Origin of the sequence: Bradyrhizobium sp. 172, from assembly GCF_023101065.1 — a bacterium.
GTDB lineage: Bacteria > Pseudomonadota > Alphaproteobacteria > Rhizobiales > Xanthobacteraceae > Bradyrhizobium > Bradyrhizobium canariense_D.
Genome location: NZ_CP064701.1, coordinates 4,318,127 through 4,331,470, shown reverse-complemented (window position 1 = coordinate 4,331,470; position 13,344 = coordinate 4,318,127). Strand labels below are relative to the sequence as shown.

12 protein-coding genes and 1 pseudogene are annotated in these 13,344 nt (G+C 65.5%); 1 reads left to right on the top strand and 12 read right to left on the bottom strand.

Annotated features, from left to right (window positions below; genetic code table 11):
- Window positions 1-70: 70 nt before the first annotated feature.
- Complete coding sequence (locus IVB07_RS20915) at window positions 71-1,087, bottom strand: hypothetical protein (RefSeq protein ID WP_018454490.1); 1,017 nt, start codon at window positions 1,085-1,087, stop codon at window positions 71-73.
- Window positions 1,088-1,099: 12 nt separating this feature from the next.
- Window positions 1,100-2,047, bottom strand: a complete 948-nt coding sequence (locus IVB07_RS20910; protein WP_018454489.1) for an alpha/beta hydrolase — start codon at window positions 2,045-2,047, stop codon at window positions 1,100-1,102.
- 202 nt (window positions 2,048-2,249) lie between these two features.
- Between IVB07_RS20910 and IVB07_RS40570 the strand changes: the two are divergent.
- Window positions 2,250-3,298: pseudogene (locus IVB07_RS40570) on the top strand (DUF2155 domain-containing protein).
- A gap of 7 nt (window positions 3,299-3,305) precedes the next feature.
- On the opposite strand, the gene aat reads toward IVB07_RS40570, so the two are convergent.
- The 10 genes from aat to IVB07_RS20850 all read right to left on the bottom strand — a co-directional run bounded on the left by aat (window position 3,306) and on the right by IVB07_RS20850 (window position 13,263).
- Window positions 3,306-3,986 (bottom strand): leucyl/phenylalanyl-tRNA--protein transferase, encoded by a 681-nt coding sequence (aat, locus tag IVB07_RS20895; protein ID WP_026232743.1) that lies wholly within the window; start codon window positions 3,984-3,986, stop codon window positions 3,306-3,308.
- Between the two features lie 50 nt (window positions 3,987-4,036).
- Window positions 4,037-5,140: a histidine kinase dimerization/phosphoacceptor domain -containing protein gene (locus IVB07_RS20890; RefSeq protein WP_018454486.1), complete on the bottom strand. Its 1,104-nt coding sequence runs from the start codon at window positions 5,138-5,140 to the stop codon at window positions 4,037-4,039.
- Window positions 5,137-5,577: a response regulator gene (locus IVB07_RS20885; protein WP_018454485.1), complete on the bottom strand. Its 441-nt coding sequence runs from the start codon at window positions 5,575-5,577 to the stop codon at window positions 5,137-5,139. The genes IVB07_RS20890 and IVB07_RS20885 overlap by 4 nt, the downstream gene beginning before the upstream one ends.
- A complete protein-coding gene (locus tag IVB07_RS20880; RefSeq protein ID WP_018454484.1) occupies window positions 5,574-7,091 on the bottom strand; it encodes a CHASE3 domain-containing protein in 1,518 nt (505 codons plus the stop codon). Before IVB07_RS20880 ends, IVB07_RS20885 begins: the two co-directional genes overlap by 4 nt.
- A gap of 105 nt (window positions 7,092-7,196) precedes the next feature.
- Entirely contained in the window at window positions 7,197-8,555 is a 1,359-nt protein-coding gene (accC, locus tag IVB07_RS20875; RefSeq protein ID WP_018454483.1) for an acetyl-CoA carboxylase biotin carboxylase subunit, read from the bottom strand.
- A 60-nt stretch (window positions 8,556-8,615) separates the two neighbouring features.
- Window positions 8,616-9,104, bottom strand: coding sequence for an acetyl-CoA carboxylase biotin carboxyl carrier protein (gene accB, locus IVB07_RS20870; RefSeq protein ID WP_007591611.1), 489 nt, complete (start codon window positions 9,102-9,104; stop codon window positions 8,616-8,618).
- A gap of 36 nt (window positions 9,105-9,140) precedes the next feature.
- Window positions 9,141-9,608: a type II 3-dehydroquinate dehydratase gene (aroQ, locus tag IVB07_RS20865; protein ID WP_018454482.1), complete on the bottom strand. Its 468-nt coding sequence runs from the start codon at window positions 9,606-9,608 to the stop codon at window positions 9,141-9,143.
- Window positions 9,609-9,836: 228 nt separating this feature from the next.
- Window positions 9,837-10,700, bottom strand: a complete 864-nt coding sequence (locus tag IVB07_RS20860) for a DUF1236 domain-containing protein (protein WP_026232742.1) — start codon at window positions 10,698-10,700, stop codon at window positions 9,837-9,839.
- A gap of 265 nt (window positions 10,701-10,965) precedes the next feature.
- Entirely contained in the window at window positions 10,966-11,733 is a 768-nt protein-coding gene (locus IVB07_RS20855) for a DsbA family protein (protein ID WP_018454480.1), read from the bottom strand.
- 126 nt (window positions 11,734-11,859) lie between these two features.
- Window positions 11,860-13,263, bottom strand: a complete 1,404-nt coding sequence (locus IVB07_RS20850; RefSeq protein ID WP_247766641.1) for a M48 family metalloprotease — start codon at window positions 13,261-13,263, stop codon at window positions 11,860-11,862.
- Window positions 13,264-13,344 lie beyond the last annotated feature (81 nt).

Sequence of the window (13,344 nt, the reverse complement as noted above, 5' to 3'; positions counted from 1 at the left end):
CTGGGTCACCAGCGGCCTCGCGATGGCAGAGCGGTCATGACTTGCGTGTTGGCAAGGCTTGCGGATTGGTTCAGCCCGATGCGGCCTTGCCGCCGGTCGCCGCAGCGCCCGAGGCCTGCGCGCGCGCCGTCAAGCGCCGCGCGATCGGCATCAGCATGTAGGGCGCCAGGTGAATGGGAAACTGCGTCATCGCGAAATAGAGCCAGGTGGTGGGCGGCAGCGCGCCGGCGGTCGCGGCGAGCATCAGGCCCAGATTGCGCTGTGACACCATCAGCCCGAGCGCCAGCGCGCGCTCATAGCCGATGCGGCGGAACAGCAGCGTCGTGACGGCGAGCAGCGTGAAATAGATCGCGAAGGCGAGAGCCGCGAAGCCGAGGGTGGAGACCGGCCGGGCGACGAGATCGCTCGCGACGTCGCCCATGATCGCGGTCGCGAAGACCAGCAGGATGACGATGTTGAAGCCGTCGATCGGCTGCCTGTGGCGCTGGATCGCGGCCGCGCCGAAGATATATCGGACCACGGTGGCGGCGAGGAGCGATGCGGCGAGGATGCCGAGCAGCTTCAAGCCCAGCGCAGGCGGCGAGATGCTGAGCATGCCGTCGAGGAACAGGCTTGCGAACAGCGATGCCGTGAACGGTACCAGCGCAGTCGCGCTCACCAGCGTGACCAGCACCAGCGTGGCCTCGAGGCCCATCAGCGCGGCCAGCGCCGGTGCGGCCATCATCGGCGAGGCCATGCTCTGCAGCATCAACGCCAGGGCAAGGTCGGGCGCGCGCGCCGTGAGCCCGGTGACATGGACGATCAGCCCGATGATCACAGGCACGCCGATCATGGTCCAGACGGTCGCGGTCGCGACCAGCGCCGGCCGGCGCAGATGGCCGGTGAGCGCGGCAAGGTCGACCCGCATGAAGGAGATGCAGAGCAGAACGAAGATCGCCTCGGTGACGTAGGGGCGCAGCAACGCCCCGAGCGGCGGCACCGCGAGCGCGATGAACACGACGGCGGCCACCGCGCGGGTGCCCTGGCCGCCAAGCCATGTCAGACCGCGCAGCGGGAGGGCGAATATGCTTTGAAGAACGGGCGGCATCGGGAATGGCGTTCAGGCCAATCCTTTCAGCCACGCGCCGATCTCGCTTACGGCGACATTGGCCTCTCGCAGCAATTTCCCCATCGTGAGAAAGCCGTGGAACTGGCCGGGATAGTGCTTGTAGGCCACGGCCACGCCGGCCTGCCTCAGCCGCTCGGCATATTCGTCGCCTTCGTCGCGCAGGGGATCGGCACCGGCGGTCAGCACATAGGCCGGCGGCAGGCCGGCCAGGTTTGTCGCCCGTGCCGGCGAGGCGCGCCAGTCGTGGATATCGGCGGCGCCGTTGAGATAATGGTCGCAGAACCAGCGGATCACCGAATGCGTCAGCAGCACGCTCGTCTCGGGTTCGCGGTGAGAGCCGTGCGTCATGGCGAAATCGGTTGCCGGGTAGATCAGCAACTGGCCCGCGATGGCCGGACCGTCGCCGTCGCGCGCGGCGAGCGCGACGACTGCGGCGAGATTGCCGCCGGCGCTGTCGCCGCCGATCGAAAGCCGGGAGGCGTCGATGCCGAGTTCGCGCGCGTTGGCGGCGACCCATTTGGTCGCGGCGATCGCGTCATCGATGGCGGCGGGAAATTTGTGCTCGGGCGCGAGGCGGTAGTCCACCGAGATCACGATCAGCGCGCCGGCGTCGGCGAGCTGGCGGCAGACGACGTCATGGGAGTCGAGATCGCCGATCACCCAGCCGCCGCCGTGGAAGAACACCAGCGCCGGGGACAAGCCATCATACCGGCGCGGCTCTTTCGGAACATAGAGGCGCGCGGGAATGGCGCCGTGCGGTGCCGGGATCGACAGCGGCGTGACGCGCGCGAGGTCAGGTGGCTCGGGATTGGTCGCAAAGCGCGCCTGCGCGTAATAGGCCCGCGCTTCCGGCGCGGTCAGGGTCTCGTAGGCGGGCCGGCCGGCCTCCTGGAAGGCCTTGTAGACGGCGGCGGCATCGGGATCGAGCACAACGGGCATGGGGAGCGACCTCTGGGTTTCCAGTTATCGTTGGAGTTCTTTTCGGGGGCGGGCCGCCTCGGCCGCCGGGAAGCGTGCTCGACTATTCCATCCGGGGGCCGATCTGGCCAGACCGGGCCGGGAAGGGCAGGGATGCCGCCCTTCCCCCGCCGTATTCGCCGTGTTAACCGGATGGCCTGCGAGCGGCGGTAGCCCCTGTAGAATGTCCTCCAGCAAGCCCGATTCGCTGTTGAAGCCGCGCGAGATATGTTTCGAACATTTACCCTGACAGGTCTTGCGGCGCTTCTGGCCGCCACCGCACTGACGGCTGCGACGCCGGCGCAGGCGCAGATCGGCACGATCTTCTCCGATCCGCCGCCGCTGCGGCCGCCCGGCACCATTCCGCGTGGCCAGCCCCAGCCGCAGCCGCAGATCCCCGATGACGACGAAGAGGTGCCGGAGCTGCCGCCGCAGGGCCGTGTGCTGCCGTCACGTCCGATGGCGCCACCGCCGGGCCGGCAGGGCAATGTGATGCCGGGGCCGGTCGAGACCCAACCTCTGGCGCCGCCGCCCGGTTCTAGCGCCGCTCCGCCAAACCAGCCGCCGCCCGTCGCGGTCGCTCCGCCCAATCCGCAAGGCGCCCCGGGTGCGCCCGGTCAGCGCCAGCCACAGCAGAAGGGCGGACCGGGCGGCGCTGTCCCGCAGACGCCGGCGAGCCTTCAGCCGGGCGACGAAGTCGTCACCGAGCCGCCGGCCCAGAAGATCGTGAACAAGAAAGCGACCTTCTCCGGCCTCGACAAGATCACCGGGCGCATCATCAACTTCGACGAGGAGATCGGCGAGACCGTGCAATTCGGGGCGCTGCGCGTCAAAACCGACGCCTGCTACACGCGGCCGGCGACCGAGGCCGCCAACACCGACGCCTTCGTCGAGGTCGACGAGATCACCTTGCAGGGTGAGGTGAAGCGCATCTTCTCGGGCTGGATGTACGCGGCAAGTCCGGGCCTGCACGGCGTCGAGCACCCGATCTACGATATCTGGCTCACCGACTGCAAAGATCCGCAGCAAACGATTGCGACCGCGGCACCGGATCCCGGCACCAAGCCGGCACCGCCGCCGCCCGCGCAGAAGAAGGCCGCGCCCAAGCAGGTGCAGCAGCGTCCGCCGCAGCCGTTACCGCCGATCCAGCAGCAGCAGCCGGCACCGCCGCCACCACCTCCGCCGCCCGAGCAGCGGCCTGGTCTGTTCGGTTTCCCCGGGTTTGGCCGGTAATTGCTGATTATTGCCGCGCAGCGATGATCTCGAGCGCGCGCGCGCCCGGGATCGCTTCGCCGGCCGAGAGCCTCAGGAAATCGCCAGGCTCGCCCGCGAGCGCCTTGTCGAGCAGCGCGGTGTAGCGCCGCCGCGAAATCTCGGCCGCGCCAAAACTCTTCAGGTGTTCGGTGACATATTGGGTGTCGAGCAGCTCGAAGCCGCCATGGATGAGCCGCGCGACCAGATGCACCAATGCGACCTTGGAGGCATCGCGTGCGGTGTGGAACATGCTTTCGCCGAAAAAAGCCCGGCCCAGACTGACGCCGTAAAGGCCGCCGACGAGGTCCTCGCCCTGCCAGGCCTCGACGCTGTGGCAATGGCCGAGCTCGTACAGCCCGCCATAGAGGTCGCGGATGCGCTTGTTGATCCAGGTGTCCTCGCGCCCGGCTTGGGGTGCGGCGCAGCCGGCGATCGTGGCCTTGAAGGCGGTATTGACGGTGACGCGGAATGAATCCGAACGCACGGTGCGCGCGAGCCGCGAGGCCACGCGAAAACCATCGAGTGGGATGACGCCGCGCAACTCCGGCTCGACCCAGAACAGGGTGGGATCATCGGCACTTTCGGCCATCGGAAAGATGCCGCAGGCATAGGCGCGCAGCAGCACGGCTGGTGTGATTTCAGACGGGGCAGAGTCGCGCGAAGTCATGGCGCGCCATAATAGCAGGATCGCAAGGCGGTTGCGATGGGCGGTGCGGATCAGTTCGCTGCGGCAGCAGCCGGCTTGCCGGCGGCAGCCGGGACACGGCGGAACATCAACATGACGCGGGTTCCGGAATGGTTGGGGTCGCGCTCGACCGAAGCGTCGAGCTTGCTGGCCATGGCTGCGACGATACGCTGGCCCATGCCGGTGGAGCGCGGATCGGCCTTGACGTTGTCGCCGACGCCATCGTCGCTGATCGACAGCAGGAGATCGTCGCCCTGCGAGGTCAGCTCCACATGGATCGGGCCGGCGCCGTCAGGGTAGGCGTATTTTACCGCGTTCATCACCAGCTCGTTGACGATGATGCCGACGGCGACTGCACGGTCCGGATCGATCTCGATCGGTTCGGCCTTCAGCGTCAGGCGCGACATCCGGTTGCCCTCGGCCGAGCGGCGCAGATCCTCGAGCAGCGAGTCCAGATACTGGTTCAGGACCACGCTCTTCAGGTCTTGCGAGGTGTAGAGGCGGCGGTGCACTTGCGCGACTGCGGCCACGCGGCCCATCGCATTGGTCAACGCAGCCTTGACCTCGTCCTGCGCGGCGGAGCTGGCCTGCAGGTGCAGGAGGGAGGCGATGATCTGCAGCGAGTTGCCGACGCGGTGGTTGACCTCGCGCAATAGCAGCTCGCGTTCGGCTGCAAGAGCAGCGTAGCGGTCGCGCGAGGCATGGATCTCGGCTTCGGCTTCCTCGCGCGCCTTCTGCAATTCGGCCTGGCGCAGCGCGCCATCGGCCGCGACGTGAAGCAGGGGAATGAAGTCGCCCTTGACGTCCTTGACGAGATAATCGGCCGCGCCCGCCTTCAGCGCCGTCACCGCGATGCTGGAATCCTGTGAGGCCGTGACGAAGACCACCGGCGGCGCGCCCGGGATCGCCATGATCTGCTCCAGCGTTTCCAGTCCGTCGAGGCCGGGCATGTATTGGTCGAGCGCCACCACGTCGATACCGCCGGTCGTGGCCGCGCGGCGGATGTGCTCGAGGCCTTCCTCGCCGCTTGCGGCGTGAACGACCTTGTAGCCGCGCCGTGTCAGGCCGCGATCGACCAAGCGCGCCAGCGCCCCGTCATCGTCGATGTAGAGCAGTGTGGGCGTACGTTGATTCATGGGGCGGCGGGTGGGACTTGGATGACCGAGAAGAACAAGCCGAGCTGCCGGATGGCATTGGCGAAATTCTCGTAGTTCACGGGCTTGGTGATGTAGACGTTGCAGCCGAGTTCGTAGCAGCGTTTGATTTCCTGGGAATCGTCGGTGGTGGTCAGCACCACCACGGGCGAGGCCTTCAGGTATTTGTTCTCCTTGATCTGCTTTAAAATGTCGATCCCGGTCATGTCGGGGAGGTTGAGATCGAGCAGGATCAGGAGCGCATTGCCTTTTTGCACGAGCCCGCTGCCGTCGGGCCCGAACAGGTGCTTCATCGCCTCAGTGCCGTTGGCAAAGGAAATGATCTCGTTGTTGACGCCGGACCTCCGGATGTTCCGCTCGATCAGCCGCGCGTGGCCCTCGTCGTCCTCGATCATGATGATGGTGACGGGTTGAGTCATTGATCCGCGTTCCGGTTGCTGGCGTTCCAGGTGATGGGCAGCGTGATGGTGAACGTGCTGCCCGTATTCAGTTCCGATGATACCGACATGGTGCCGCCGAGGCGACGCACAAGTGCACGCACATGCGCAAGACCGATGCCCTGACCGGGCTTGTCCTGGGTTCCGGCGCGGCGAAACAGGTCGAAGATCCGCTGGTGGTCCTTGGCGTCGATGCCGCGGCCGTTATCGCTGATCTCGAAGATAGCGTAGCCGAGCTTGGTGCGCCCGCGGATTCTGATCTCGCCGGGGACGCCGGGCTTGAGATATTTGATGGCGTTGTCGATCAGATTGGAGAAGATCTGCTCCAGCGCCAGGCGGTCGCTGACGAGATCCGGCAGCGGCGCGACGTGGATCTCGGCCTGCGCTTCGGCGGCCTGATGCGCCAGCGTCGATACGATCGCTTCGATCAGCTCGCGCGTGTCGATCTTTTCCGGCTGGAACTCGCGCCGGCCCTCGCGGGTGAGATTGAGGATCGCCGAGATCAGGCGGTCCATCTTGGCGATCGACGACTTGATGAAGCCCAGCGCTTCGGAAAAATCCTCTGACAGCTGCTTGTCCGGACCTTCGAGCGCGATCTCGCCGTCCGGCAACGGCGGCCCGTCGGCCGGGACATGGGTGAGGCTGCCGATACGGCGGAAAATGTCGCCGCCGAGCTCTTCGAGCTCGCTGGTGAAGCCCATGATGTTGACGAGTGGCGAGCGCAGATCGTGGCTGACGATATAGGCAAAGCGCTGGATCTCGTTGTTGGCTTCGCGCAGATCGGCCGTGCGTTCGTCGACCACGCCCTCCAGATTGACATTGGCATCGCGCAGGCGCGCCTCGGCATCGTCGCGGGCAAGGGCCGAGCGCCGCACCAGCCAGATCGAGATCAGGGCCAGCAGCACGACGAGGCCGGAGCCGATGCCGGTCATCGACGCGGCCAGGGTCTGGCTGCGGTCCGAATTGACCGTTCGCAGCCGGAACAGCCGTTCCTCCTCCTGAATCATCCCGGTCGCGACATTGGCGATCGCGGCCGTGGTGTCCGTGGAGGCGATCTCGCGGACCAGCGCTGCGGCCTTCTCCGGCTCGCCGCGCCGGATGAAGTCCATCTCCTGCACGAACTGGCCGAGCCTAGTCTCGATCGCCGCGCTCAGCTTCTCGATGCTTTGGCGTTGCTCCGGATTGTCGCCGATCAGGCGCGTGAGCCTGTCGAGAGCCGGGACGATGGCCGCCACGGCCTTGTCATGGTCGACCTTGAAATCCTCGCCTTGTGTCAGAAGGTAACCCCGGGCGGTGCTCTCGGCGCGGCGGATTTCCAGCAGGAGGGCGTTGATCTGGTTCTCCGCCTCGATGGTGTGAATCACCCATTTGCTGTCGTCTCTCGCCTTGTTGACGAGGTAGACGGAGCCGGCGCTGATCACGGTCAGCACCATGAGACCGGCTGCGAACAGCAGGATCTGCCAGAATCTACGCCGCCGCTGCGCGTCAGCGATCACGACGGTCTCGCTCGATCAGGCTTGCCGGACTTCAAAACGCCCCTCGGAACTGTCCCCATCGTGCCAAACGCGATTGGGGCCAAAGGGTTCCACGGGAAAGGACGGCTACTTCGGGGCGGGTTCCGCCTTGTTGGCGAGATATTGTTCCAGCCAGTGGATGTGATAGTCGCCGTTGATGATGTCGTCTTCGCGCACCAGAGCGCGGAACAGCGGCAGGGTGGTCTCGATGCCCTCGACCACCATCTCGTCCAGCGCCCGGCGCAGCCGCATCAGGCACTCGCCGCGGGTCTTGCCGTGCACGATCAGCTTGCCGACCAGCGAGTCGTAATAAGGCGGGATCGTATAGCCCTGATAGACTGCGGAATCGATCCGCACGCCGAGCCCCCCGGGCGGGTGATATTGCGTGATGCGGCCGGGCGAAGGACGAAAGGTCTGCGGATTCTCGGCGTTGATGCGGCACTCGATCGCGTGGCCGATGACCTGGACCTCGTCCTGCCTCGCCGGCAGGTCGCCGCCGGCGGCGATGCGGATCTGCTCCAGCACGAGGTCGATGTCGGTGATGCTCTCGGTGACGGGATGCTCGACCTGGATGCGGGTGTTCATCTCGATGAAGTAGAACTCGCCGTCCTCGAACAGGAACTCGATCGTTCCGACGCCGAGATATTTCATCTCGCGCATCGCCTTGGCGCAGGTCTCGCCGATCTTGGCGCGCGCAGCCGCGGTCAGCACGGGCGAGGGGCCTTCCTCCCAGACCTTCTGGTGGCGTCGCTGCAGCGAGCAGTCGCGTTCGCCAAGATGAATCGCGCCGCCGCGGCCGTCGCCGAGGATCTGGATCTCGATGTGACGCGGCTTCTGCAGATATTTCTCGAGGTAGACGGAAGCATCGCCGAAGGCGGATTTGGCCTCGTTGGCGGCCGTCGACAGCGCGACCTGAAGATCGGCCTCGCTCTCGGCCACCTTCATGCCGCGGCCGCCGCCGCCCGCCGCGGCTTTGACCAGCACGGGGAAGCCGATCTTCCTGGCGATCGCCATCGCGTCGTCGTTGGGGCCGACCCCTCCGTCGGAGCCGGGCACCACGGGAATGCCGAGCTTCTTGGCGGTCCTCTTGGCCTCGATTTTGTCGCCCATCAGGCGGATGTGCTCGGCCTTCGGGCCGATGAAATGCAGATTATGCTCAGCGAGGATTTCGGCGAAGCGCGCGTTTTCCGACAGGAAGCCGTAGCCGGGATGCACGGCATCGGCCCCGGTGATCTCGCAGGCCGCGAGCAGCGCGGGCACGTTGAGATAGCTGTCCTTGGAGGCCGGCGGCCCGATGCACACGCTCTCGTCCGACAGGCGCACATGCATGGCGTCGGCGTCGGCGGTTGAATGCACGGCGACGGTCGCGATCCCGAGCTCCTTGCAGGCCCTGAGGATGCGAAGGGCGATCTCGCCGCGATTGGCTATGAGGATCTTGTCGAACATGGTGTCCTTATTGGACTGACGCGCGGAAAGCGGCGAGGGCGATGAGACCGCCCTCGAACGTCACTCAATGATCACGAGCGGCTCGCCGTACTCGACCGGCTGGCCGTCCTCGATCACGATCTGCGTCACCGTGCCGGCGCGCGGCGAGGGGATCTGGTTCATGGTCTTCATGGCTTCGATGATCAGCAGCGTCTGGCCGACCGAGACCTTGCTGCCGACCTCGATGAACGGCTTGGCGCCGGGCTCCGGCGCCCAATAGGCGGTGCCGACCATCGGCGAGGTCACGGCGCCGGGATGCTTCGACAGGTCGGCAGCGGCAGGCGCGGCGGCAGCTGCGGCCGCCGGGAGCGCGGCGGGGGCAGCTGCCATCTGCATCGGCATGGTCGCGGCGACGCTGATATTGCGGGCGACGCGCAGGCGCAGGCCGGCACGCTCGATCTCGATTTCGGTGAGGCTGGTCTCATCGAGCAGCAAGGCGAGCTCGCGGACGAGGGCAGAATCCTCGCTGGAAAACTTTGCGGCTGCTTTGTCGTCTGGCTGGCGCGCCATGTTGTTTGATCCGAATGTTCTGTGTGAAGGGGAGCGTCAGGCTTTGGGCTTGATGCCGGGCTTGGCGGCAAGGCCCTGGATGGCGAGGCGGTAGCCCTCGATGCCGAAACCGCAGAGGGAGGCGAAGGCCGCGCGCGCGGTGTAGGAGTGATGTCGGAAATTCTCGCGGGCGTGAATGTTGGTGACGTGCACTTCGACCGTCGGGATCTGCACCGCGAGCAGCGCGTCGTGCAGCGCGATCGACGTGTGCGAATAGCCGCCGGCATTGATGATGATGCCCTTCATCTTGCGGGCGTGTGCCTCGTGGATGAAGTCGATCAGCTCGCCTTCGCGGTTGGACTGCCGGCAGTCGGCCTTGAGGCCGAACGTCGCCGCCGTCTCCCGGCACAGCGCCTCGACGTCGGCCAGCGACGCATGCCCGTACTTCTCGGGCTCGCGCGTCCCCAACATGTTGAGGTTCGGCCCGTTCAGGACAAGGATCGTGTCGGTTGCTGGTTCGGCCATTCCAATCCCGCAAGAGCTGCTTCAGCGTGGCGGGGGTTATAGGTAACAAAGCGCGTGAGGGGAAGCCTTGAAGGACCTCCGAGGTGGCTTCAGATACCTCATCCGGGGTGCAAAAATCTGTGTGGAAGCTACGGAAATTGCTTGTTAACCAGTCCGAAGCATGGCTGCCGGCCGAACGGCAAAGGGGCGGGCATTGCTGCCCGCCCCCGATGGTTGCCGGGTATCGTCTTACGTGTTCAGGACAGCCACGATCTCATAGGTGTCCGGATTCACGATCACGATCTCATCCTTGACCAGGACGTAGCGATAGGTCCGCCATTCCGGATAGATCGTCACGACGCGGGACGGCAGGGTGTGCAGCTCAATACCCTCGCGCGGAATGCGGGTGCCGACCGAGATCGAGAAGTTCACGTTGGTCACCGGACGCACGTGCTCCTCGCGGATCACCGAGGTGATCTGCGTGCGTTGCTCGGTCGAGAGCTTGGCGCCCGCGCCGGCCTGACCGACCGTCGTGTTGGTGCTGCTCTGACCCTGCGTGTTCTGGTTGGTGCTGGTGCCGGTCTGGCCCTGAGCGTTCTGGTTGGTGCGCGTCTCGGTACCCTTCTGGTTCTCGGCATTGTTGGTGCTGCTGGTGCCGCTCTTGGCGCCCTCAGCCTTCATGTCCTTCTGGTCCTTGGCGCCGGACTTGCTCGTGTCCTGACTCATGCTCTTGGACTTGTCCTGCTGACCCTGCGCGCGTTCGTCGGTGTGCTGGCCCTTGGTGGCGCCGGACTTGTCCTCAGCCGCGTTCTTGTTCATCTCGCGGCCGGAGTGCTCGTCCTTTGTTGCGCCGGAGGATTTGTCCTCGGCGGACGTGCCGGACTTCATGCTGCTGGAGCCGCCGGCCTGGCCGACGGTGCCCTTCTCATGGGCGGATTCCTTACCCATCGAGCCGCCGCGTTCGGCGGCGCCGCCGGAGGGCTGCGAATGCTGCGTCTGCGCACCACCGGCGCCGCCACCGCTGTCGCGGTTCATGGTGCCCTGTGCGTTCGCCAGACCGGTGCCCGCGACGAGCGCGAGTGTGGCAACCGAGATCATAAAGCGGTTAGACATGGAATTCTCCTCACGGGTTCATTTGCGTCATTGCCCGCGCCGACAACGAAAGGAGATTTGAGTTGTTCCGGAACTTCGGTGGTTCCGAGGCTTTTGTTTGTTGAATGCCAGATGAATGCGTGCGCCAAATTTCGGCGCAATGAAAAGGCCGGCTTTTCAGCCGGCCTTTTGCATGCGTGAAGTTGTAGAGCAGATCGCTGATCAGTCAGATCGCTGATCAGCAAGTCGCCTTGTTAGCAGGTCGCCTTGTTAGCAGGTCGCCTTTTTAACAGGTCGCCTTGCCGCAGCGGGCCACAGCGATCTTTTCCTTCAGGCTATCGACGCCGACGGCGCCGACAACGATCTGCTTGCCGATCACGTAGCTCGGCGTGCCGTTCATGCCCATTGCTTCGGCGAGCTTGAAGTTCTCCTCGATGGTGCTGCGCACCTCGGCGCTGCCGATGTCCTTCTCGATTCGAGCGGTGTCGAGGCCAGCTTCCTTGGCCGCCTGAAGTGCGCGCGCCTTGTCGGCCGCGCCACGACCGCCGAGCAGCTTCTGGTGGAAGTCGAGGTACTTCTTGCCGGAGGGATCCTGCATGCGCACCGCGACGGCGACCTGGGCCGCTTCGACCGAGCCCTGGCTCAGTACCGGAAACTCCTTCAGCACCACCTTCAGCTTCGGATCGGCCTTCATGAGGGTGAGCATGTCGTCCATCGCGCGCTTGCAGTAGCCGCAATTGTAGTCGAAGAACTCGACGAAGGTGACGTCGCCGTCCTTGTTGCCGAGCACGACCTGGCGCGGTGAGTTGAAGATCGCATCGGAATTCTGAGCGACGCTGGCCTCGTGTTTCTGCGTCTCCGCCGCGGCCTGGCGCTTGGTGAGCTCGGTCATCGCTTCCTCGAGCACCTCGGGATGGGTGACGAGATAGTTCTTGATGATCGCCTCGATGTCCGTGCGCTGGGCATCGGAGAAGCTGTCGGCCGACGCGGGCGCGGCTGCGCCGAACATGGCGAGCGCAAACAGCGCGGGAGCAAGCAGGCGCAGCGAAGGCATAGGCAAATCCTCTTATCCAAAGCAGGTTTCGGAAAACGTCCCGGCGGACTTAAGCTCGGTGTCGTGACGTCGTTTCGTAAGGCGTCGTGGCGTAAGGCGTCGTCTTGTAAGATCGTCTTGGTCTTGTCAGTTGCGCGGCGGTTTCGACGCCACGATGTCGTCGGCCTTGACCCATCCGGGCGTGCCGACGCCGAAACGGGTTTTCGCGCGCGTCGCAAGCTCGCGGGCGGTCTTGTTGTCGCCGCGCAGATAGGCGGCCTGCGCCGACGCCAGATCCGCCTCGGCATAGTCGCCTTTCCGGCCATACGCCATCGCGAGCTGCATGTAGCCGAGCACGGCCTCCGGTTCCCGTGCGACCGCGGCCCGGAGAATCCGAACGGCGTCATCGGTGTAGGCCTTATTATCGGACCCAACCAGAGCCTGCCCAAGTAACATCTCGATGAGGGGCGCGTTGTTCGAAAGTGCGACAGCCTTGCGCAGGGCCGGGATCGCCTCCGCCGGCTTGCCGCCCTCCAGCAGGGCCTGGCCGCGCACCTCGTAAAAATACGCGTTGTTGGGCTGGACCTGGATCAGCGCGTCGATCTGGGTGAGCGCGCTGCGCAAATCCCCGTGCAGATAGGTGCTGATGGCGCGGGCATAGCGCGCCGGCATGCTGTCGTTGGTCAGGGGATAGCGGCGGTACACCGTTTCCGGCCGCTCCATGAAGGCGGAGATCTTGGCGCGCACCATGTCGTGGCGCAGCTGGAGCGCGGGATCGTCCTTTTTGTCCCAATAAGGGCTGGCGCTGGCGAACTCCTGCAGTGAAGCGACGCGCTCGGCGGGCATCGGGTGCGACTGGAGATAGGGATCGGCGCCGCGAGCCGCGAACAGGCTCTCGCTGGTGAAGCGCTTGAAGGTCTCGTACATGCCCTTCGGCGACTGCTGGGTCGCAGTCAGGAATTTCACGCCGGCGCGGTCGGCGTTCTCCTCCTGCTGGCGCTGATAGGACAGCAAGGTCCGGCGGATCATCTCCTGCGGGCCGGCAAGGGCGGCGGCTCCTGCATTGGCAAGGCCATTGTTGCCGGCGCTGCCGCTGCCGCGGGTGCTGCCGACCGCCATCGCGCCAGCACCGAGCAGCATGGCGATGATCATCTGGGTCTGGGCGTTGGCGAGCTGCTCGCGCAGCTTGGACAAATGGCCGCCGGCCAGATGCCCGGTCTCGTGCGCGAGCACGCCGATGATCTGGTTTGGCGTTTCCGACTGGAGGATCGCGCCGTAATTGACGAAGATGCGGCGGCCATCGGCGACGAACGCGTTGAACGAGCCCTCGTTGACGATCACCATCTGGATGTTCTGCTTCTCCAGGCCGGCGACCCGCAGGATCGGGCGGGTGTATTCGCGCAGCAGCTGCTCGGTTTCGGTGTCGCGCAGGACCGGCGGCCCCTTGGCCTGCGCATGCGCGGCCGAGAACGGCGTCAGCGCGATCGCAGCCGCCGCGAGGAGGGAGATGAGGGCGGTGGCCTTCTTGCGCAATGCGATCTGGAACAACATCAAGCGGTCTGGGTCAAACGGTCTTATCAGCAGGCTGGTCAAGCATTCTTGGTCGAGCAGTCTTGGTCGAGCAGTTTCGTG